Annotated in this window: 16 protein-coding genes, 1 tRNA gene and 1 pseudogene; 1 reads left to right on the top strand and 17 read right to left on the bottom strand. The window is 66.4% G+C overall.

Features of this window, described 5'->3' with window-relative positions; translation table 11 throughout:
- Positions 1 to 157: 157 nt before the first annotated feature.
- The 16 genes and pseudogenes from tuf to ACWD4J_RS25600 all read right to left on the bottom strand — a co-directional run bounded on the left by tuf (position 158) and on the right by ACWD4J_RS25600 (position 19,536).
- Positions 158 to 1,351, bottom strand: a complete 1,194-nt coding sequence (gene tuf, locus ACWD4J_RS25675; protein ID WP_451397783.1) for an elongation factor Tu — start codon at positions 1,349 to 1,351, stop codon at positions 158 to 160.
- 157 nt (positions 1,352 to 1,508) lie between these two features.
- A complete protein-coding gene (gene fusA / locus ACWD4J_RS25670) occupies positions 1,509 to 3,629 on the bottom strand; it encodes an elongation factor G (RefSeq protein ID WP_451397782.1) in 2,121 nt (706 codons plus the stop codon).
- Between the two features lie 39 nt (positions 3,630 to 3,668).
- On the bottom strand, positions 3,669 to 4,139 hold the full coding sequence (gene rpsG, locus ACWD4J_RS25665) for a 30S ribosomal protein S7 (RefSeq protein ID WP_003992340.1): 471 nt from the start codon (positions 4,137 to 4,139) through the stop codon (positions 3,669 to 3,671).
- 2 nt (positions 4,140 to 4,141) lie between these two features.
- Entirely contained in the window at positions 4,142 to 4,513 is a 372-nt protein-coding gene (gene rpsL, locus ACWD4J_RS25660) for a 30S ribosomal protein S12 (RefSeq protein ID WP_003948652.1), read from the bottom strand.
- A 489-nt stretch (positions 4,514 to 5,002) separates the two neighbouring features.
- The gene (locus ACWD4J_RS25655) at positions 5,003 to 5,386 is read right to left on the bottom strand and encodes a glycosyltransferase (RefSeq protein ID WP_451397781.1); all 384 of its coding nucleotides are present in this window, start codon (positions 5,384 to 5,386) and stop codon (positions 5,003 to 5,005) included.
- A 16-nt stretch (positions 5,387 to 5,402) separates the two neighbouring features.
- A pseudogene (locus ACWD4J_RS25650) lies at positions 5,403 to 5,789 on the bottom strand (glycosyltransferase); the annotation flags it as partial.
- A 369-nt stretch (positions 5,790 to 6,158) separates the two neighbouring features.
- A complete protein-coding gene (locus tag ACWD4J_RS25645) occupies positions 6,159 to 10,058 on the bottom strand; it encodes a DNA-directed RNA polymerase subunit beta' (protein WP_451397780.1) in 3,900 nt (1,299 codons plus the stop codon).
- 99 nt (positions 10,059 to 10,157) lie between these two features.
- Entirely contained in the window at positions 10,158 to 13,643 is a 3,486-nt protein-coding gene (rpoB, locus tag ACWD4J_RS25640) for a DNA-directed RNA polymerase subunit beta (RefSeq protein ID WP_451397779.1), read from the bottom strand.
- A gap of 610 nt (positions 13,644 to 14,253) precedes the next feature.
- Positions 14,254 to 14,640: a 50S ribosomal protein L7/L12 gene (gene rplL, locus ACWD4J_RS25635; protein ID WP_451397778.1), complete on the bottom strand. Its 387-nt coding sequence runs from the start codon at positions 14,638 to 14,640 to the stop codon at positions 14,254 to 14,256.
- Positions 14,641 to 14,764: 124 nt separating this feature from the next.
- On the bottom strand, positions 14,765 to 15,295 hold the full coding sequence (gene rplJ, locus ACWD4J_RS25630) for a 50S ribosomal protein L10 (protein WP_451397777.1): 531 nt from the start codon (positions 15,293 to 15,295) through the stop codon (positions 14,765 to 14,767).
- A gap of 341 nt (positions 15,296 to 15,636) precedes the next feature.
- Entirely contained in the window at positions 15,637 to 16,533 is an 897-nt protein-coding gene (locus tag ACWD4J_RS25625; RefSeq protein ID WP_451397776.1) for a hypothetical protein, read from the bottom strand.
- Positions 16,534 to 16,750: 217 nt separating this feature from the next.
- Entirely contained in the window at positions 16,751 to 17,476 is a 726-nt protein-coding gene (gene rplA, locus ACWD4J_RS25620) for a 50S ribosomal protein L1 (protein WP_451397775.1), read from the bottom strand.
- Between the two features lie 73 nt (positions 17,477 to 17,549).
- A complete protein-coding gene (gene rplK, locus ACWD4J_RS25615; protein WP_345038997.1) occupies positions 17,550 to 17,984 on the bottom strand; it encodes a 50S ribosomal protein L11 in 435 nt (144 codons plus the stop codon).
- Positions 17,985 to 18,148: 164 nt separating this feature from the next.
- Positions 18,149 to 18,991 (bottom strand): transcription termination/antitermination protein NusG, encoded by an 843-nt coding sequence (gene nusG, locus ACWD4J_RS25610; RefSeq protein WP_451397774.1) that lies wholly within the window; start codon positions 18,989 to 18,991, stop codon positions 18,149 to 18,151.
- Positions 18,992 to 19,068: 77 nt separating this feature from the next.
- Positions 19,069 to 19,356: a preprotein translocase subunit SecE gene (secE, locus tag ACWD4J_RS25605; protein WP_451397773.1), complete on the bottom strand. Its 288-nt coding sequence runs from the start codon at positions 19,354 to 19,356 to the stop codon at positions 19,069 to 19,071.
- Between the two features lie 107 nt (positions 19,357 to 19,463).
- Positions 19,464 to 19,536: transfer RNA gene (locus ACWD4J_RS25600), tRNA-Trp, on the bottom strand.
- Positions 19,537 to 19,762: 226 nt separating this feature from the next.
- Here ACWD4J_RS25600 and ACWD4J_RS25595 point away from each other — a divergent pair.
- Complete coding sequence (locus tag ACWD4J_RS25595) at positions 19,763 to 20,989, top strand: pyridoxal phosphate-dependent aminotransferase (protein WP_451397772.1); 1,227 nt, start codon at positions 19,763 to 19,765, stop codon at positions 20,987 to 20,989.
- 58 nt (positions 20,990 to 21,047) lie between these two features.
- On the opposite strand, the gene ACWD4J_RS25590 is transcribed toward ACWD4J_RS25595, so the two are convergent.
- Positions 21,048 to 21,186 (bottom strand): acyl-CoA dehydrogenase family protein (locus ACWD4J_RS25590; RefSeq protein WP_451397863.1); only part of this gene is annotated, 139 nt, incomplete at its 5' end.

The following is a 21,186-nucleotide window of genomic DNA, read 5'->3' as shown; positions in this document are numbered from 1 at the left end:
AACAATGGGTCTACAGAACCGAAAATTTTTCATGCCTGCGACCCACCAGCGGCACCGCCTCTGCGGGAACGCGAAAGGGCCCGCACGACCGAAGTCGTACGGGCCCTTCTCGATGCCCCTAGGAGCGCCGGGTCTCCCCGATCAAGAAGTAAGAAACTTACTTCGTGATCTTGGTGACCTGGCCGGCGCCCACGGTCCGGCCACCCTCACGGATGGCGAACTTCAGGCCCTCCTCCATGGCGACGGGCTGGATGAGCTCCACCTTCATCTCGGTGTTGTCACCCGGCATGACCATCTCGGTGCCCTCGGGGAGGGTCACAACGCCGGTCACGTCCGTCGTACGGAAGTAGAACTGCGGACGGTAGTTGTTGAAGAACGGCGTGTGGCGGCCACCCTCGTCCTTGGACAGGATGTAGGCCTGCGCCTCGAACTCGGTGTGCGGGGTGACCGAGCCCGGCTTGATGATGACCTGGCCGCGCTCGACGTCCTCGCGCTTGATGCCGCGGAGCAGCAGACCGACGTTCTCACCGGCCTGGCCCTCGTCGAGCAGCTTGCGGAACATCTCGATGCCGGTGACCGTGGTGGTGGTCTTCTCGGTCTTGATGCCGATGATGTCGACGGTCTCGTTGACCTTGAGGACACCACGCTCGATACGACCGGTGACGACGGTGCCACGACCGGTGATCGTGAAGACGTCCTCGATCGGCATCAGGAACGGCTTGTCGACGTCACGCTCGGGCTCGGGGATGTTCTCGTCCACGGCCTGCATCAGGTTGAGGACGGACTGGCCCCACTCCTTGTCGCCCTCGAGGGCCTTGAGCGCGGAGACACGGACGACCGGCAGGTCGTCGCCCGGGAACTCGTACTCGGAGAGGAGCTCACGGACCTCGAGCTCGACGAGCTCCAGGATCTCCTCGTCGTCCACCATGTCGGCCTTGTTCAGGGCGACGACGATGTACGGAACGCCGACCTGGCGGGCCAGGAGCACGTGCTCCTTGGTCTGCGGCATCGGGCCGTCGGTGGCGGCGACCACGAGGATGGCGCCGTCCATCTGGGCAGCACCGGTGATCATGTTCTTGATGTAGTCCGCGTGACCGGGGCAGTCGACGTGGGCGTAGTGACGGGTCTCCGTCTGGTACTCGACGTGCGCGATGGAGATGGTGATACCGCGCTGGCGCTCCTCAGGAGCCTTGTCGATCTGGTCGAACGCCGAGGCCTCGTTCAGGTCCGGGAACGCGTCGTGCAGCACCTTGGTAATGGCGGCCGTGAGGGTCGTCTTACCGTGGTCGATGTGACCGATGGTGCCGATGTTGACGTGCGGCTTAGTCCGCTCGAACTTCGCCTTCGCCACTGGGGTCCTCCTGTGGAGTGGTTCTGTACGCCTTACTTCATCGGCGCCAGGTGATCTTTGCTGGAAATCCCGGAGCCCGGGGCATTCCTTCGCGGTTGCGACGGAATGCCCCAGCAGGCTCCGGAGTCAAGCCTAGAGCGTGAACTCGGGGGGTGAGTTACTCGCCCTTGGCCTTTGCGATGATCTCCTCGGCGACGTTCTTCGGAACCTCGGCGTAGGAGTCGAACTGCATCGAGTAGCTGGCGCGACCCGACGTCTTGCTGCGGAGATCGCCGACGTAGCCGAACATCTCCGACAGCGGCACCAGGCCCGTGACGAGCTTGGCACCATGGCGGTCCTCCATGGACTGGATCTGACCGCGACGGGAGTTGATGTCACCGATGACGTCACCCATGTAGTCCTCGGGCGTCGTCACCTCGACCTTCATCATCGGCTCGAGCAGGGCCGGGGAGGCCTTGCGCGCGGCCTCCTTGAAGGCCATCGAACCAGCGACCTTGAAGGCCATCTCGGAGGAGTCGACCTCGTGGTAGGCACCGTCGAGGAGGACCACCCGGACACCCGTGAGCGGGTAGCCGGCGAGCACGCCGAACTCCATGGCCTCCTGGCAGCCCGCGTCCACGGAAGGAATGTATTCCTTCGGGATACGGCCACCGGTGACCTTGTTGACGAACTCGTAGCCGTCGCCCTCGAGAGGCTCGAGCGCGATCTGCACCTTCGCGAACTGACCGGAACCACCGGTCTGCTTCTTGTGGGTGTAGTCGTACCGGTCGACCGACTTGCGGAGGGTCTCGCGGTACGCGACCTGCGGCTTGCCGACGTTGGCCTCGACCTTGAACTCGCGCTTCATGCGGTCGACCAGCACGTCCAGGTGCAGCTCGCCCATGCCCGCGATGATGGTCTGGCCGGTCTCCTCGTCGGTGTGCACCTTGAAGGAGGGGTCTTCCTCGGCCAGACGCTGGATCGCGATGCCCAGCTTCTCCTGGTCGCCCTTCGACTTGGGCTCGATGGCGACCTGGATGACCGGCGCCGGGAAGTCCATCGACTCGAGGATCACCGGGTTCGCCGGGTCGCAGAGGGTCTCACCGGTGGTGGTCTGCTTCAGACCCATGACGGCGACGATGTCGCCGGCGCCCACCGACTCGATCTCCTCACGCTTGTTGGCGTGCATCCGGTAGATCTTGCCGATGCGCTCCTTCTTGCCCTTGACCGAGTTCTGCACCTGAGAACCCGACTCGAGGCGGCCGGAGTACACGCGGACGAAGGTCAGCTTACCGAGGTGCGGGTCGCTCGCGATCTTGAACGCCAGCGCCGACAGCGGCTCGTCCTCGGAGGGCTTGCGCTTGACGATCTCCTCCGGGTCGCTGACCGCGTGGCCCTCGATCGCCTCGATGTCGAGCGGCGACGGAAGGTAGCGGACAACGGCGTCGAGCAGCGGCTGGACACCCTTGTTCTTGAAGGCCGTACCACAGAACACCGGAGTGACGGTGGTGCCGCCGCCCTTGCCGGAGTTGATGGTGATGCGACGGATCGCCGCGTACAGCTGCTCCTCGGTGGGCTCCTCGCCCTCCAGGTACAGCTCCATCATCTCTTCGTCGTTCTCGGCGACGGTCTCGAGCAGGGTGCCGCGCCATTCGTCGGCGGCTTCCCGGTGGGTGTCCGGGATCTCGACGACGTCGTACGCCTCGCCAAGGGCGGTCTCGGCGGACCACACGAGCGCCTTCATGCGGACCAGGTCCACGACGCCCTTGAAGTCGGCCTCGGCACCGATCGGCAGCTGCATCACGATCGGGGTCGCACCGAGGCGGTCCGTGATCATGTCGACGCAGCGGTGGAACTCGGCACCCGTACGGTCGAGCTTGTTGACGAAGCAGATACGCGGGACGCCGTAGCGGTCCGCCTGACGCCACACGGTCTCGGACTGCGGCTCCACACCGGCGACGCCGTCGAACACCGTCACCGCACCGTCGAGCACGCGCAGCGAGCGCTCCACCTCGACGGTGAAGTCGACGTGGCCCGGGGTGTCGATGATGTTGATCGTGTGGTCGACGTCCTCGAGCGGCCAGTGACAGGTGGTGGCAGCAGACGTGATCGTGATGCCACGCTCCTGCTCCTGCTCCATCCAGTCCATCGTGGCAGCGCCGTCGTGGACCTCACCGATCTTGTACGAGACACCGGTGTAGTACAGGATCCGCTCGGTGGTCGTCGTCTTGCCCGCGTCGATGTGGGCCATGATCCCGATGTTGCGGACCCTGGCCAGGTCAAGTGAAGTGGTAGCCATAAGGCTTCAGTCTTCTCTCGGTTCTCGATGGGGTAGCGACTACCAGCGGTAGTGCGCGAAGGCCTTGTTGGACTCGGCCATCTTGTGGGTGTCCTCGCGCTTCTTCACGGCAGCGCCGAGGCCGTTGGAGGCGTCGAGCAGCTCGTTCAGCAGACGCTCGGTCATGGTCTTCTCGCGACGGGCGCGGGAGTAACCGACGAGCCAGCGCAGCGCGAGAGTGTTGGCGCGGCCGGGCTTGACCTCGATCGGCACCTGGTAGGTCGCACCACCGACACGGCGGGACTTGACCTCGAGGGTGGGCTTGATGTTCTCAAGCGCACGCTTCAGGGTGATGATCGGGTCGTTGCCGGTCTTCTCGCGCAGACCCTCCATGGCGCCGTAGACGATGCGCTCAGCGGTGGAGCGCTTGCCGTTCAGCAGCACCTTGTTGATGAGGGAGGTCACCAGAGGAGAACCGTAGACCGGGTCGATGATGACCGGGCGCTTCGGGGCGGGGCCCTTACGAGGCATTCTTACTTCTCCTTCTTGGCGCCGTAACGGCTGCGGGCCTGCTTGCGGTTCTTGACACCCTGGGTGTCGAGGGAGCCGCGGATGATCTTGTAGCGAACACCCGGCAGGTCCTTCACACGGCCGCCGCGCACGAGCACGATGGAGTGCTCCTGCAGGTTGTGTCCCTCACCCGGAATGTAAGCGGTGACCTCGATCCCGCTGGTCAGGCGCACACGCGCGACCTTACGCAGGGCCGAGTTCGGCTTCTTCGGGGTGGTCGTGAACACACGCGTGCAGACGCCACGACGCTGAGGGGAACCCTCGAGTGCGGGCGTCTTGTTCTTCTCGACCTTGTCCTGCCGGCCCTTGCGGACCAGCTGCTGGATCGTAGGCACTACTTCTCCGGTTTCTGTGTGCCGATCGGGTACAGCTAACCTGGAACTTCGCCGACCCACGCGGTCGGGTGTGTCGAATGCTGCAGACCCCCGCTGCGAGGCGGAAAGGGCGGCAGATTGCGGTGCGGCGCTTACGGCTTCCCATACGGTTACAGGCACGCACGGGAGCCAGGGCACACCCCAGGCACAAGGTCTGAGCGTACCTACCTCATTCGCTGTGGTCAAAACAAATGCGCCGCGCCCGCATCACCGTGCCGTGCATGTCAAGCCCATACCTCGCCGACGATCTTCGAATTGGCGATCCGCGCACCTCGGAGCGCATTTCGCGATCTTCACGCTGTCGCTTCACGCCTGTCATACGGACGGGGGGACGAGCAGGGAAGGCACCGTCGATTCACCGGAGGAAACGCGTCAGGGCGGCCACTTCCGATCGTCTCGGGGTGACCGCCCTACCACTGCGGCTTCGCGGGATGCTCGACCGCGGCCGTGTCAGCCGGCTATGTCGGGCGCGTCGCGGCGCAGCGTCGAGGCCCCCCAGGAGGCGAGGCCCCCGAGGGCGAGCGCCACGCTCGCGGCGATGATCAGGCTCGTGGTGCTCCCGGCACCGGTGGCGGCAAAAGTGCCACCGCCGGCGACCGCCCCCGCACCGATACCGCTCGTGTAGTTCACAGAACTGGTCCAGCCGCGGCGGCGCAGCGTGTCCACGGTTCCCCGGCCCCAGCGCTCGCGCTGGCCGATCGACTGCCGCAGACTGGGCATCAGATCCGTGTACGCGATGCAGTGTTCGTTGGCCGTGACCTTCCAGCCCGACTCCTTGAGGGCGAGCGTCGTCTCGTAGTCCTCGACCAGGTTGCCGTCGTCCTGCCAGAACACCTCGCCGCGCCAGTAGAGCAGTTGCCGTCAGCGCCTCCGTCCGGTAGAAGGACCCGGCCCCGGACATGCTGTGTATGTCGCTGCGGTAGCGACCGCGGGCGTAGCGCCCGTACTCCATGATCTGCATGCCCAGCAGATAGCGCTGCCAGGCCGTGCGCCACAGCCCGGTGCGGCCCAGGCAGGTGGCGCTGAGGCCGCCGAGCCGGCGGTCGGCTTCCATCACCCGGCGCGCCCGGATCAGGAACTCGGGATGCAGGACGGTGTCCGCGTCCATGACCATCACGTACCGGGCGGCCGCGGCGAGTCCGCCGGGCTGGGAGTGCAGCCAGTGGAACGCGTGATTGAGGGCGCCGGCCTTCTTGTGCGGATTGTTCGGCAGGTTGAAGACGAGCGTCTGCGGCACATCGTGTCCGGCTGCTCGCTCTGCGCGGCGAGGGAGTCCAGGGCGAGGAGGATGCCCTCCTCCTCGTTGCGCGCGGGGAGGACGACTATGGTGCCGAGCCGGGTGGACGCACCGTGGGTCACCAGGCGGCGCCGGTGCGCTCCGCGTCGGCCCTTCCGCCGCGAATCGGCTGGAACCTGCTCCGACAGTCGCCCTATGGGCCTGCCGGCCTCCACGTCGTACGGCACTGCGCCCCGTGCAACGCGCGTTCACCCGGCGCCCCCGGCACCAGCGCCACACAGCCCCATGCTCGATGACAGCTTTCCTCAATACGACAGAGGCCCCCGCACCGAAGTGCGGGGGCCTCTGTCGTACTAGCGGGGCGTACGCCTACTGGTTGTACGGACCGTAGTCGTAGTCCTCCAGCGGAACGGCCTGGCCGGAGCCCGTGCCGAACGGCGAGTAGTCGATGTCGTCGTAGCCGACGGCCGAGTACATCGCGGCCTTGGCCTCCTCGGTCGGCTCGACCCGGATGTTGCGGTAGCGGGACAGGCCCGTACCGGCCGGGATGAGCTTACCGATGATGACGTTCTCCTTGAGGCCGATCAGGGAGTCGGACTTGGCGTTGATCGCCGCGTCCGTGAGGACCCTGGTCGTCTCCTGGAAGGACGCCGCAGACAGCCACGACTCGGTCGCCAGCGAGGCCTTGGTGATACCCATCAGCTGCGGACGGCCGGAGGCGGGGTGACCGCCCTCCTGGACCACACGACGGTTCTCGGTCTCGAACTTCGAGCGCTCGACCAGCTCGCCGGGCAGCAGCTCGGCGTCGCCGGACTCGATGATCGTCACGCGGCGCAGCATCTGCCGGATGATGATCTCGATGTGCTTGTCGTGGATCGACACACCCTGCGAGTTGTAGACCTTCTGGACCTCGCCGACCAGGTGGACCTGGACGGCACGCTGGCCCAGGATGCGCAGCACGTCGTGCGGGTTGGTGGCACCCACGGTGAGCTTCTGGCCCACCTCGACGTGCTCGCCCTCGCTGACCAGGAGTCGGGCGCGCTTCGAGATCGGGAACGCCGTCTCGTCGCTGCCGTCGTCCGGCGTGATGACGATCTTCTTGGTCTTCTCGGTCTCCTCGATCCGCACGCGGCCCTGGGCCTCGGAGATCGGGGCGACACCCTTCGGGGTACGGGCCTCGAAGAGCTCGACGACACGCGGCAGACCCTGGGTGATGTCGTCACCGGCCACACCACCGGTGTGGAAGGTACGCATCGTCAGCTGGGTACCGGGCTCACCGATGGACTGGGCGGCGATGATGCCGACCGCCTCACCGATGTCGACCAGCTTGCCGGTGGCCAGCGAGCGGCCGTAGCACATGGCGCAGGTACCGACGTGCGACTCGCAGGTCAGGATCGAGCGGGTCTTGACCTCCTCGACACCGTGGTGCACGAGCTGGTCGATGAGCACGTCGCCCAGGTCCACGTTGGCCGGCGCGATCACCTTGCCGTCGATGACGACGTCCTCGGCGAGCATGCGGGCGTAGACGCTGGTCTCGACGTCGTCCGCCTTGCGCAGGACACCATCGGCGCCGCGCGAGGCGATCCGCAGCTTCAGACCGCGCTCGGTTCCGCAGTCCTCCTCGCGGATGATGACGTCCTGGGAGACGTCGACCAGACGACGGGTGAGGTAACCCGAGTCGGCGGTACGCAGAGCGGTGTCCGCGAGACCCTTACGGGCACCGTGCGTGGAGATGAAGTACTCCAGCACGGACAGACCCTCACGGAACGACGCCTTAATCGGCCGCGGGATGGTCTCGTTCTTCGCGTTCGACACCAGACCACGCATACCGGCGATCTGACGCATCTGCATCATGTTTCCTCGGGCACCCGAGTCAACCATCATGAAGATGGGGTTCGTCTTCGGGAAGTTCGCGTTCATCGCCTCGGCGACCTCGTTGGTCGCCTTGGTCCAGATCGCGATGAGCTCCTGAGTGCGCTCTTCCTTGGTGATCAGACCGCGCTCGTACTGCTTCTGGACCTTCTCGTCCTGCGCCTCGTAACCCTTGACGATCTCCTTCTTCGCCTCGGGAACGACGACGTCGGAGATGGCCACGGTGACACCGGAACGGGTCGCCCAGTAGAAGCCGGCCGCCTTCAGGTTGTCGAGCGTCGCCGCCACGATGACCTTGGGGTAGCGCTCGGCCAGGTCGTTGACGATCTCGGAGAGCTGCTTCTTGCCCACCGAGTAGTCGACGAACGGGTAGTCCTCGGGCAGCAGCTCGTTGAAGAGCGCGCGGCCCAGGGTGGTGCGCAGGCGGAAGGTGTCACCCTGCTGCCACTCCGGCTCGCCCTCTTCGCGGGCCGGCGGGGTCCAGCCGCGCGGCGGGATGGTGCCCACCGGGAAGCGGATGTCGACGGCCGACTGGAGCGCGAGCTCACCGGCGTCGAACGCCATGATCGCCTCGGCCGTGGAGCCGAAGGACCGGCCCTCGCCCTTGACGTCACGCAGCTCGCCGTCCGTGGTCAGGAAGAACAGACCGAGGACCATGTCCTGGGTCGGCATCGTGACCGGGCGGCCGTCGGCCGGCTTGAGGATGTTGTTCGAGGACAGCATCAGGATGCGGGCCTCGGCCTGCGCCTCCGCGGACAGCGGCAGGTGCACGGCCATCTGGTCACCGTCGAAGTCCGCGTTGAACGCGGTGCAGACGAGCGGGTGGATCTGGATGGCCTTGCCCTCGACCAGCTGCGGCTCGAAGGCCTGGATGCCGAGGCGGTGCAGGGTCGGCGCACGGTTCAGCAGAACCGGGTGCTCGGCGATGACCTCTTCGAGGACGTCGTACACGACCGTGCGGCCGCGCTCGACCATGCGCTTCGCCGACTTGATGTTCTGCGCATGGTTCAGGTCGACCAGGCGCTTCATCACGAACGGCTTGAAGAGCTCCAGCGCCATCGCCTTCGGCAGACCGCACTGGTGCAGCTTCAGCTGCGGACCGACGACGATCACGGAACGCGCGGAGTAGTCCACACGCTTACCGAGCAGGTTCTGACGGAATCGACCCTGCTTACCCTTCAGCATGTCGCTGAGGGACTTCAGCGGGCGGTTACCGGGACCGGTCACCGGGCGGCCGCGACGACCGTTGTCGAAGAGGGCGTCAACAGCCTCCTGAAGCATGCGCTTCTCGTTGTTGACGATGATCTCCGGGGCGCCGAGGTCCAGGAGCCGCTTCAGACGGTTGTTGCGGTTGATCACACGGCGGTACAGGTCGTTCAGGTCGGAGGTCGCGAAGCGGCCACCGTCCAGCTGCACCATCGGGCGAAGGTCCGGCGGGATGACCGGCACGCAGTCGAGCACCATGCCCTTGGGGCTGTTGCTGGTCTGCAGGAACGCGGAGACGACCTTCAGGCGCTTGAGCGCACGGGTCTTCTTCTGGCCCTTGCCGGTACGGATGATCTCGCGGAGCTTCTCGGCCTCCTCGTCGAGGTCGAAGGACTCCAGGCGCTTCTGCAGCGCCGCGGCACCCATCGAACCATCGAAGTACGTGCCGAAGCGGTCCCGCAGCTCGCGGTAGAGCAGCTCGTCGCCCTCGAGGTCCTGGACCTTGAGGTTCTTGAAGCGGGTCCACACCTCGTCGAGACGGTCGATCTCGCGCTGGGCGCGGTCGCGCAGCTGCTTCATCTCGCGCTCGGCACCCTCGCGCACCTTGCGGCGCACGTCGGCCTTGGCGCCCTCGGCCTCGAGCTCGGCCAGGTCGGTCTCGAGCTTCTTGGCGCGGCCCTCGAGGTCGGCGTCGCGGCGGTTCTCGATCTGCTGGCGCTCGACGGAGACGTGGGCCTCCAGCGACGGCAGGTCGCGCGTACGGCGCTCCTCGTCCACGTACGTGATCATGTACGCGGCGAAGTAGATGACCTTCTCGAGGTCCTTCGGGGCGAGGTCGAGCAGGTAGCCCAGACGCGACGGGACGCCCTTGAAGTACCAGATGTGGGTGACGGGAGCGGCAAGCTCGATGTGGCCCATCCGCTCACGGCGCACCTTGGCGCGCGTGACCTCGACGCCACAACGCTCACAGATGATGCCCTTGAAGCGGACACGCTTGTACTTGCCGCAGTAGCACTCCCAGTCCCGGGTCGGACCGAAGATCTTCTCGCAGAAGAGTCCGTCCTTTTCGGGCTTCAGGGTGCGGTAGTTGATGGTCTCCGGCTTCTTGACCTCACCGTGGGACCACTGTCGGATGTCGTCCGCGGTCGCGAGGCCGATCCGCAGCTCGTCGAAGAAGTTGACGTCGAGCACTTTGTCGTCAATCCCTCTTTCGGGGTCGTGTCTCAATCATGGTCTGTACGGGTCCGGGGACGGCGGGGGCTCAAGGGGCTCGAGCCCCCGCCAGACCCGTCAGACCTCTTCGACGCTGCTCGGCTCGCGCCGGGACAGGTCGATACCGAGCTCCTCCGCGGCGCGGAAGACGTCCTCGTCCGTGTCGCGCATCTCGATGGACATGCCGTCCGAGGACAGCACCTCCACGTTGAGGCACAGGGACTGCATCTCCTTGATGAGCACCTTGAAGGACTCGGGGATGCCAGGCTCGGGGATGTTCTCGCCCTTGACGATGGCCTCGTAGACCTTCACGCGGCCGGTGACGTCGTCGGACTTGATGGTCAGCAGTTCCTGCAGTGCGTAGGCGGCACCGTAGGCCTCGAGGGCCCACACCTCCATCTCACCGAAGCGCTGGCCACCGAACTGGGCCTTACCACCCAGCGGCTGCTGGGTGATCATCGAGTACGGACCGGTCGAACGGGCGTGCAGCTTGTCGTCGACCAGGTGGTGGAGCTTGAGGATGTACATGTACCCGACCGAGATCGGGTCCGGGAAGGGCTCACCGCTACGGCCGTCGAACAGCCGCGCCTTACCGGTCGGGAGCACCATGCGCTCGCCGTCGCGGTTCGGGATGGTGTGCTGCAGCAGACCCGCGAGCTCGTCCTCGCGCGCACCGTCGAAGACGGGGGTCGCGACGTTCGTGCCCGGGTCGACCTGGTCGGCACCGATGGCCTGCAGGCGCTGCGCCCATTCGTCCGCGAGGCCGGAGACGTCCCAGCCGCGGCTGGCGAGCCAGCCGAGGTGGATCTCCAGGACCTGTCCCGGGTTCATTCGGGACGGCACACCCAGCGGGTTGAGGATGATGTCGACCGGAGTTCCGTCCTCGAGGAACGGCATGTCCTCGATGGGAAGGATCTTCGAGATGACACCCTTGTTGCCGTGCCGGCCGGCGAGCTTGTCACCGTCGGTGATCTTGCGCTTCTGCGCCACGTACACGCGCACAAGCTGGTTCACACCCGGGGGAAGCTCGTCGCCCTCCTCGCGGTCGAAGACGCGGACGCCGATGACCTTGCCGGTCTCGCCGTGCGGCACCTTCAGCGAGGTGTCACGGACCTCACGGGCCTTCTCACCGAAGATCGCGCGCAGCAGGCGCTCCTCGGGGGTCAGCTCGGTCTCACCCTTCGGGGTCACCTTGCCGACGAGGATGTCGCCGGCGATGACCTCGGCACCGATACGGATGATGCCGCGCTCGTCGAGGTCGGCGAGGACCTCCTCGGAGACGTTCGGGATGTCCCGGGTGATCTCCTCGGGGCCGAGCTTGGTGTCACGGGCGTCGACCTCGTGCTCCTCGATGTGGATCGAGGAGAGGACGTCGTCCTGCACGAGGCGCTGCGACAGGATGATCGCGTCCTCGTAGTTGTGACCCTCCCACGGCATGAACGCCACGAGCAGGTTCTTGCCGAGCGCCATCTCGCCGTTCTCGGTCGCCGGACCGTCGGCCAGCACCTGGCTGGCGACAACCCGGTCGCCCTCGTCCACGACGACCTTCTGGTTGACAGAGGTGCCCTGGTTGGAGCGGGAGAACTTGGCGAGGCGGTACGTGGTGTACGTGCCGTCGTCGTTGGCGGTGGTGATGTAGTCCGCGGAGACCTCCTGGACCACACCGTCCTTCTCGGCCTTCAGCACGTCCCCGGCGTCGACCGCACAGCGGTACTCCATGCCGGTGCCGACGAGCGGTGCCTCGGACTTGATGAGCGGCACGGCCTGACGCATCATGTTCGCGCCCATGAGGGCACGGTTGGCGTCGTCGTGCTCGAGGAACGGGATCATGGCGGTCGCGACCGACACCATCTGGCGCGGCGAGACGTCCATGTAGTCCACGTCGTCGGGCGCGACGTAGTCGACCTCGCCGCCACGGCGGCGGACCAGCACGCGGGACTCGGCGAACCGGAGCTCGTCGGTCAGCGGCGCGTTGGCCTGCGCGATGACGAAGCGGTCCTCCTCGTCGGCGGTCAGGTAGTCGACCTCGTCGGTGACCTGGCCGTCGGTGACCTTGCGGTACGGCGTCTCGACGAAGCCGAACGCGTTGACCCGGCCGTACGAGGCGAGCGAACCGATCAGACCGATGTTCGGGCCTTCAGGGGTCTCGATCGGGCACATGCGTCCGTAGTGGGACGGGTGCACGTCACGGACCTCGAAGCCGGCCCGCTCACGGGACAGACCACCCGGACCAAGAGCCGACAGACGGCGCTTGTGGGTGAGACCCGACAGCGGGTTGTTCTGGTCCATGAACTGGGACAGCTGGCTGGTGCCGAAGAACTCCTTGATGGAGGCGACGACCGGCCGGATGTTGATCAGCGTCTGCGGCGTGATCGCCTCGACGTCCTGGGTCGTCATGCGCTCGCGGACGACGCGCTCCATACGAGCCAGACCGGTGCGGACCTGGTTCTGGATGAGCTCTCCGACGTTGCGCAGACGACGGTTGCCGAAGTGGTCGATGTCGTCGGTCTCGACGACCATCGACGTGCCGTTGTCGCCAACGGTCTCGGTCTCACCGGCGTGCAGCTTCACCAGGTACTTGATCGTCGAGATGATGTCCTCGACGGTCAGGATCCCGGCGTCCAGCGGAGCGTCGCCGCCCAGCTTCTTGTTGACCTTGTAGCGGCCGACCTTCGCGAGGTCGTAGCGCTTCGGGTTGAAGTAGAGGTTCTCGAGCAGCGTCTGCGCGGCCTCACGGGTCGGGGGCTCGCCCGGGCGCAGCTTGCGGTAGATGTCGAGCAGCGCGTCGTCCTGGCCCTGGGTGTGGTCCTTCTCCAGGGTGGCGCGCATGGACTCGTACTCGCCGAACTCCTCGAGGATCTGCTCGGTGGTCCAGCCGAGCGCCTTGAGCAGAACGGTCACGGACTGCTTGCGCTTGCGGTCGATGCGGACACCGACCATGTCGCGCTTGTCGATCTCCATCTCCAGCCAGGCACCACGGGACGGGATGACCTTGGCCGAGAAGATGTCCTTGTCGGACGTCTTGTCGATGGAGGAGTCGAAGTAGACACCGGGCGAACGGACAAGCTGCGACACCACGACACGCTCGGTGCCGTTGATGACGAAGGTGCCCTTGTTGGTCATGAGGGGGAAGTCACCCATGAAGACCGTCTGAGACTTGATCTCACCGGTCTCGTTGTTGGTGAATTCCGCAGTGACGAACAGCGGAGCCGCGTACGTGAAGTCGCGCTCCTTGCACTCGTCGATGGAGTTCTTCGGAGGCTCGAAGCGGTGGTCGCGGAAGGTCAGCGACATCGACCCGGAGAAGTCCTCGATCGGGGAGATCTCCTCGAAGATCTCCTCCAGACCGGACTTGGTGGGGACGTCCTGTCCGCTTTCCAGGGCCGCCTCGACACGAGCCTTCCACGCGTCATTGCCGAGCAGCCAGTCAAAGCTCTCGGTCTGCAGAGCAAGAAGGTTCGGAACCTCGAGGGGCTCCTTGATCTTTGCAAAGGAGATGCGCAGCGGGGCGGTGCTGGCGCCGTTGTTCGTATTCGCGGTCGAGGCGTTGCGCGAGGCGGCCAAGAGGGGGTCCTTCCGAGGGCTCGGACTCACTACGCGCGTGCCGGTCCCAGGCTGGGTACAGGGACAGAGAACCCCAGGTGGGGTCGCTTCGGTCCACTGTGCTCATACATGGGCATGCCCCTGGTGACGGGCAGGAGGCAGCTAACAGGCAGCGCAAAGGGTCAGTGTAGCCACTCGGCCCACTGATGTCCAGTGCGGGTTTTGGGAGACCCTCATTGTTCTCAACACCTGCGGCAAGCCACGCCCTCAGTGCACATCGATACTGCCCTCTTCGTCGTCGATCCATGCCTCGGATACGGATCGTTGTGACGACGCGTCCTGAGAATTGCGCGCTGCGTGCAGTTCGTCAAGGCCTTCCAAGCACTGACCGGGTGCTGCGATTGTCACGTGGAGCCCGTCACCCGGCGCCCGGAGGCGCAACGAAGATCACCATACTCGTCGCGGCCGACAGTGCAAGGCAGCCCTCGCGGGAGGCCGGGAACGCCGAAGGGCGACCACCCGGATGGGTGATCGCCCTTCAGTGCGTATGCGTCAACAGCGCTTTGACAGCGCCCGCACGCGAGAGCCGAGCCGGTCCCCGCCTAGCGGCGCCCGGTCACGACTCGTCGGGTCACTTGACCTCGACGGAGGCGCCGGCGCCCTTGAGGGACTCGGCGGCCTTCTCGGCGGCGTCCTTGGCGACCTTCTCGAGGACCGGCTTCGGAGCGCCGTCCACGAGGTCCTTGGCCTCCTTCAGGCCCAGGGAGGTCAGCTCGCGCACGACCTTGATGACCTGGATCTTCTTGTCGCCGGCGCCGGTGAGGATGACGTCGAACTCGTCCTTCTCCTCCTCGGCGGCGGCGGCCGGGGCGCCCGGGGCACCGGCGGCGGCAACGGCGACCGGAGCGGCGGCGGTGACGTCGAACTTCTCCTCGAACGCCTTCACGAACTCGGAGAGCTCGATGAGGGTCATCTCCTCGAACTGCGCGAGCAGGTCTTCCTGGCTGAGCTTCGCCATGATGGGCGATCCTTCCACTAATTCGGCTGGTGCCGGATGTACATGTCGGCGGGCGTACGTTGGGCCCGCTTCGACCGTTGCCTCAGGCGGGCTGCCTCAGGCGGCGGTCAATGTGCGAGCCGAATTACTCGGCACCGCCCTGCTCGGCCTGCTTGGCGCGAAGCGCGTCCACGGTGCGGACGAGCTTCGACGGCAGCGCCTGGAAGAGCGCGGCAGCCTGCGACTGCTTGCCCTTCATGGCACCGGCCAGCTTGCTGAGCAGAACCTCGCGGGACTCGAGGTCCGCAAGCTTCTTGATCTCATCGGCGGACAGCGCCTTGCCGTCAAGGACACCGCCCTTGATGATGAGATTCGGGTTGTCCTTGGCGAAGTCACGAAGACCCTTCGCCGACTCCACCGGGTCACCGGTGACGAAGGCAACCGCCGTCGGACCGTTGAACAGGTCGTCCAGCGTGTTGATCCCGGCCTCGTTGGCCGCAATCTTGGTCAGCGTGTTCTTCACCACGGCGTAGGACGCGTTCTCACCGAGAGAACGGCGCAGCGTCTTGAGCTGCGCCACGGTGAGACCGCGGTATTCGGTCAGCACGGCGGCGCTCGAGTTGCGGAACTTGTCCGTCAGCTCGGCAACCGCGGCAGCCTTGTCGGGCCTCGCCATAGAGCCTCGGCCTCCTTCCGGGTGATTCGGACCGCGCGGACCCGAAGGAGGACTGGGGAAAACGAAACGCCCCGGCGCAGGCGCACGGGGCGTGAGCTCGACCGGGAACCTCATCCACGAGGGAATCCGTCGGTCCGGGAGCACTTCCACTGTCACCTACGCGGGTCGTCCGCTGTTCAGCGGATCCTTCGGCCACCGCGCTCTCTTACGAGGGCACGGCAACGACCAGCGGTCTTTGGCTTCTGGGGAAGACTACGCGAACGGTTCCGCGTCTAGCAAATCCGACCGCGACGGTGGGGATCGTCCCGGTCCTGGTGGCGGGCGGGGATCGCTCCCGGCACTCAGCTCGCGGGCTCTTCCTGGTCGACGAGATCCCGGAAGTCGGCGGTGTCGGCGGCGGGCGGCTCCTGCGCCGAGAGCGGGGTGCCGTAGTCGCTGTAGTAGGCGGTGGAGGAGATGGTGCCGGTCGCCGTCACGGCCTTCTCCGTCTTCTTCACCAGCAGGTCCTCGTCGTCGACCCAGATGTCGACCTTCTCCGTGGTGATACCGGCCTGCTCGAGCTGCCTCTTCAGGCCGGCCAGCTGGTCCTCGCCGAGGTACGCGTGCCCGGCCGCCAGGTCGGCGACGTCGACGGTGCCCGAGTAGTGCGTGGTCGTGGCGCCGCGGACCTTCTCCTCGCCGACCTTCCGCACGTCCGAGGAGGCCAGCAGGAGCTTCACGGACTGGTTCGGGGTGGTGTTCCGCATCTGGTCCTCCAGATACGCGCCCGAGCCCCCGGCGAGATCCGCAAGGGCCTCGTACTCGTACTTGATCCAGTGCTTGCCGCCCGCCCTTGCCGCGAACTTGTCGCTCATCCTCGCGTAATAGGCGTCGTGCAGATACCGGGCCTCCATCGAGGTGCTGCCCAGCTGACGCATCGTGTCGGCCAGCCGGCCGCCGGTGTATGTGATCGTCAGATCGCCCTGGAGGCCGTCGGCCCAGCCGAGCACGCCGTCCGCCTTCAGGGACAGCATCGTGCCCATGACCGTCGTCGACTCGACCTTGACGGAGTCGGCCCGGTCGGTGGTTCTCGCCGCGGTGCGCAGCGCGGCGACGGAGCCCGGGTGCGGGCCGGCGCCGCTGTGCCCGGATGCTCTGTCGTCCGTGTCCGAGTCCCCCGAGGGGTCGCAGCCCACCGTGGCCAGGGCGGCGGTCAACGTGATCGAGAGGGCTAAGCACCGCGCAGTCGTGCTCTTCATCCGTCCCGCCCCTCCGACGCTCCTGACCGCACGCTAGCGCAGGCTGCTGACACCCATGTCCGGAAATGCGGACGGGCAAAACAGGGACGAGCGAAACAGGCCAAAGGCGAAACTGGCAGGTCAGGGTCGAAAACGCAGACGGGCCCCGCACCTCGAAGGGTGCGGGGCCCGTCCGACTCAGCCCGTGCGCGACGCGGCTGCCGTGAGCGCTTCAGGCTCAGACGGCGGCCGGGTCCTCCTCGACGAGGAGGTTGCGGGTGCGGTTCGGGTCGAGCGGAATGCCGGGGCCCATCGTGGTGCTGATGGCGGCCTTCTTGATGTAGCGACCCTTGGCGGCGGACGGCTTCAGACGGAGGATCTCCTCCAGCGCGGCGCCGTAGTTCTCCACCAGCTTGGCCTCCTCGAAGGAGGTCTTGCCGATGATGAAGTGCAGGTTCGAGTGCTTGTCGACGCGGAACTCGATCTTGCCGCCCTTGATGTCGTTGACAGCCTTGACGACGTCGGGGGTGACGGTGCCGGTCTTCGGGTTCGGCATCAGACCACGGGGACCGAGCACGCGGCCGAGGCGGCCGACCTTGCCCATGAGGTCCGGGGTGGCGACGACGGCGTCGAAGTCCAGGCGACCCTTCGAGACCTCGTCGATCAGCTCGTCGGAGCCGACGATGTCGGCGCCCGCGGCACGCGCGGCCTCGGCACGGTCACCGGTCGCGAAGACCAGGACCCGGGCGGTCTTACCGGTGCCGTGCGGAAGGTTCACGGTGCCACGGACCATCTGGTCGGCCTTGCGCGGGTCAACGCCCAGACGGAAGGCCACCTCGACGGTGCCGTCGAACTTGGTGGTGGAGGTCTCCTTGGCGAGACGGACGGCCTCGAGCGGGGCGTAAAGCTTCTCCCGGTCGACCTTGGCGTCCGCAGCGCGGAGAGACTTGCTGCGCTTGCTCACTGCTGCTCCTGTGTGTTCTGAAGGAGTCGTGGTGCGGGCCGAGCAGGCCCTGCCACGGTTACTACGGCTGGGTTCAGCCCTCGACCGTGATGCCCATGGAACGGGCGGTGCCGGCGATGATCTTCTCGGCGGCGTCCAGGTCGTTGGCGTTGAGGTCGGGCATCTTGGTGGTGGCGATCTCGCGGACCTGGTCACGCGTCAGCTTCGCGACCTTGGTCTTGTGCGGCTCGCCGGAGCCCTTCTCCACGCCCGCGGCCTTCAGGATCATCTTGGCGGCCGGCGGAGTCTTGGTGATGAAGGTGAAGGAGCGGTCTTCGTAGACCGTGATCTCCACCGGGATCACCCAGCCACGCTGCGACTCGGTCGCGGCGTTGTAGGCCTTGCAGAACTCCATGATGTTGACGCCGTGCTGACCGAGCGCGGGGCCGACCGGCGGGGCCGGGTTCGCCGCACCGGCGTTGATCTGGAGCTTGATAAGCCCCGTGACCTTCTTCTTCTTGGGAGGCATTCCGGGTCCTGTCCTCTTCTGATCTTCCTTGTGCCCGATTGGCCCCGGGCACCAGGCATACCGCACAACGATAACGGGTATAGCCGCGCGGCCTGAAACCGAGCAGGTCAGACAAGCTTTGGCAGCTCGCCTGACCTGGTCGGAAGCGGTTGGTCCAGAATTCGCTAGTTCTTCTGGATCTGGTCGAAGGAGAGCTCGACCGGGGTCTCGCGGCCGAAGATCTCGACGAGGCCCTTGACCTTCTTCGAGTCGGCGTTGATCTCGTTGATGGTGGCCTGCAGCGTCGCGAACGGGCCGTCGGTGACGGTGACCGAGTCGCCGACCTCGAAGTCCAGCACCTGGACCTCGACCTTGCGCTGCGGAGCGGGCTTGCCCTCGGCCTCGGCGGCCTCGCGAGCGGCCTTCTCCTCGGCCTCCGGGGCGAGCATCTTGACGATCTCGTCCAGGGTCAGCGGGTACGGGTCGTAGGCGTTGCCCACGAAGCCGGTGACGCCGGGGGTGTTGCGGACGACGCCCCAGGACTCGTTCGTCAGGTCCATGCGGACGAGGACGTAGCCCGGGAGCTTGTTCTGCTTGATGGTCTTGCGGTCGCCGTTCTTGATCTGGACGACCTCTTCCTGCGGCACCTCGGCCTGGAAGATGTAGTCCTCGACGTTCAGCGAGACGGCTCGCTGCTCGAGGTTGGTCTTCACGCGGTTCTCGTAACCCGCGTAGGTGTGGATCACGTACCACTCGCCGGGGAGGGTGCGCAGTTCCTCACGGAGTGCGGTGACCGGGTCGACCGGCTCGGTCTCCTCCTCGGCCTCAGTCTCAGCCTCGGCGTCCTCGTCCTCGGCCTCGTCTTCGTCCACGACGTGGACGGCGGCCTCTTCGGCGGGCTCTCCGGCGGCGGCGTCGGCAGCCTCGGCCTGGTCCGGGTCCACGGCGTCCGCCGCCTCGACGATGTCGAGCTCGTCCTCAGCGGACTCGACCGGCTCGATCGCCTCGTTCAGGTTCGGGTCAGACACTGTGGCTGCTTCTTCCTGGATACATAGGGGTGGAACACGCGAAATGGGCGCCGGGTACGGCGCCCTCCGCTCTCGGCTCAGCCGAAGACGTACTTGACTGCCTGGTTGAACCCATAGTCAATCACGGTCACCAGAGCGATCATGATGACGACGAAGACAATCACCACTGTGGTGTATGTCGTCAGCTGGCTGCGAGTCGGCCAGACGACCTTGCGGAGTTCCGCGATGACCTGGCGGTAGAAGAGCGCGAGCCGCTTCAGCGGGCCCTTCTTGCCGCGCTTGCCGCCCTTACGGGTCTTCTTCCTGGACTCCAGCGCCTCGTCCTGGGCATCAGGCATGTCGATGGAGCCCACGGCGTCCGTCACTCGTCCTCACCTGATTCCGGGTCGTGGCCGTGCCGCGCCCGGTGGAGCCGCACGGCGGTGCATTGCAGTACGTACATGCGCACACATCCTGGCGAAGGTGTGTGTAGCAGGGCCGGAGGGACTTGAACCCCCAACCGCTGGTTTTGGAGACCAGTGCTCTACCAATTGAGCTACGACCCTTTGGTTCCCCCAACGTACCGCATTCATCCACATGCACGGAGTGCGTGGGACGAGTACGGCCGGTGAAGGCCAACGGGAAGAGAGTGTACGTGTTCTGGAGCCGGTCGTCGAACAGAAAGCGGCAGGTCCCGCTCAGTCGCCCACTCAGCGTGGTGGTCCGTCCCTTGGTGCCCGGTGTGTGAAACCCGTGTGCCGCGGTGGTTTCCGGTCTGGAACGATGGGGTGTATGAGCGCTGCAACTCCTTCCACCGACCGCCGGGTCTCCGCCCGCATCGGCGCGATCTCCGAGTCCGCGACCCTCGCCGTCGACGCCAAGGCCAAGGCCCTCAAGGCCGCCGGCCGTCCGGTGATCGGTTTCGGCGCGGGCGAGCCCGACTTCCCGACCCCGGACTACATCGTCGAGGCGGCCGTCGAGGCCTGCAAGAACCCCAAGTACCACCGCTACACGCCGGCGGGCGGCCTGCCCGAGCTGAAGGCCGCGATCGCCGCGAAGACGCTGCGCGACTCCGGCTGGGAGCCCGACGTCTCGCAGATCCTCGTCACCAACGGCGGCAAGCAGGCCATCTACGAGGCCTTCGCCGCGATCCTCGACCCGGGCGACGAGGTCATCGTCCCGGCGCCGTACTGGACGACGTACCCGGAGTCGATCCGGCTGGCCGGTGGTGTGCCGGTCGACGTCGTCGCCGACGAGACGACCGGCTACCGCGTCTCCGTGGAGCAGCTGGAGGCCGCACGCACGGAGCGCACGAAGGTCGTGCTGTTCGTGTCGCCCTCGAACCCGACCGGTGCCGTCTACAGCGAGGCCGAGACCGAGGCGATCGGCCGCTGGGCCCTCGAGCACGGCCTGTGGGTGCTGACCGACGAGATCTACGAGCACCTGGTCTACGGTGACGCGTCGTCCGTGTCCCTGCCCGCGCTGCTGCCCGAGCTGCGCGACAAGTGCGTCGTGGTCAACGGCGTGGCGAAGACCTACGCGATGACGGGCTGGCGTGTGGGCTGGATCATCGGCCCCAAGGACGTCGTGAAGGCCGCGACGAACCTGCAGTCGCACGCCACGTCGAACGTCGCGAACGTCTCGCAGGCCGCGGCTCTCGCCGCCGTCTCCGGCGATCTGACGGCCGTCGCGGAGATGCGTGAGGCCTTCGACCGGCGCCGCAAGACCATCGTGCGGATGCTCAACGAGATCGACGGCGTCGTGTGCCCCGAGCCGGAGGGCGCCTTCTACGCGTACCCGTCGGTGAAGGCCCTGATCGGCAAGGAGATCCGCGGCAAGCGCCCGCAGAACTCCGTGGAGCTCGCCGCTCTCATCCTGGAGGAGTCCGAGGTCGCGGTGGTGCCGGGCGAGGCCTTCGGCACGCCGGGCTACCTGCGGCTGTCCTACGCGCTGGGCGACGAGGACCTGGTCGAGGGCGTCTCGCGGATCCAGAAGCTGCTCGCCGAGGCGCGGGACTGATCTTTGCGGCTGAACCGCCGCCGCTCTCGCGGACCTGGATGCTCGCCGCGGGGGTTGCTCAATTGATGGTTGCGGTCGGGTGGGCGCCCGGAGAATTCCGGGCCGTCGCGACGATCTCCCGCTGCACCTCGCTCACCCCGCCCCCGAAGGTGTTGATCTGCGCCGCCCGGTTCATGCGCTCCAGCTCGCCGTCCCCG

This window comes from Streptomyces sp. NPDC002577 (genome assembly GCF_053594815.1).
The sequence above is the reverse complement of the archived record's forward strand: the minus strand, read 5'-3'. Positions and strand labels throughout refer to the sequence as shown.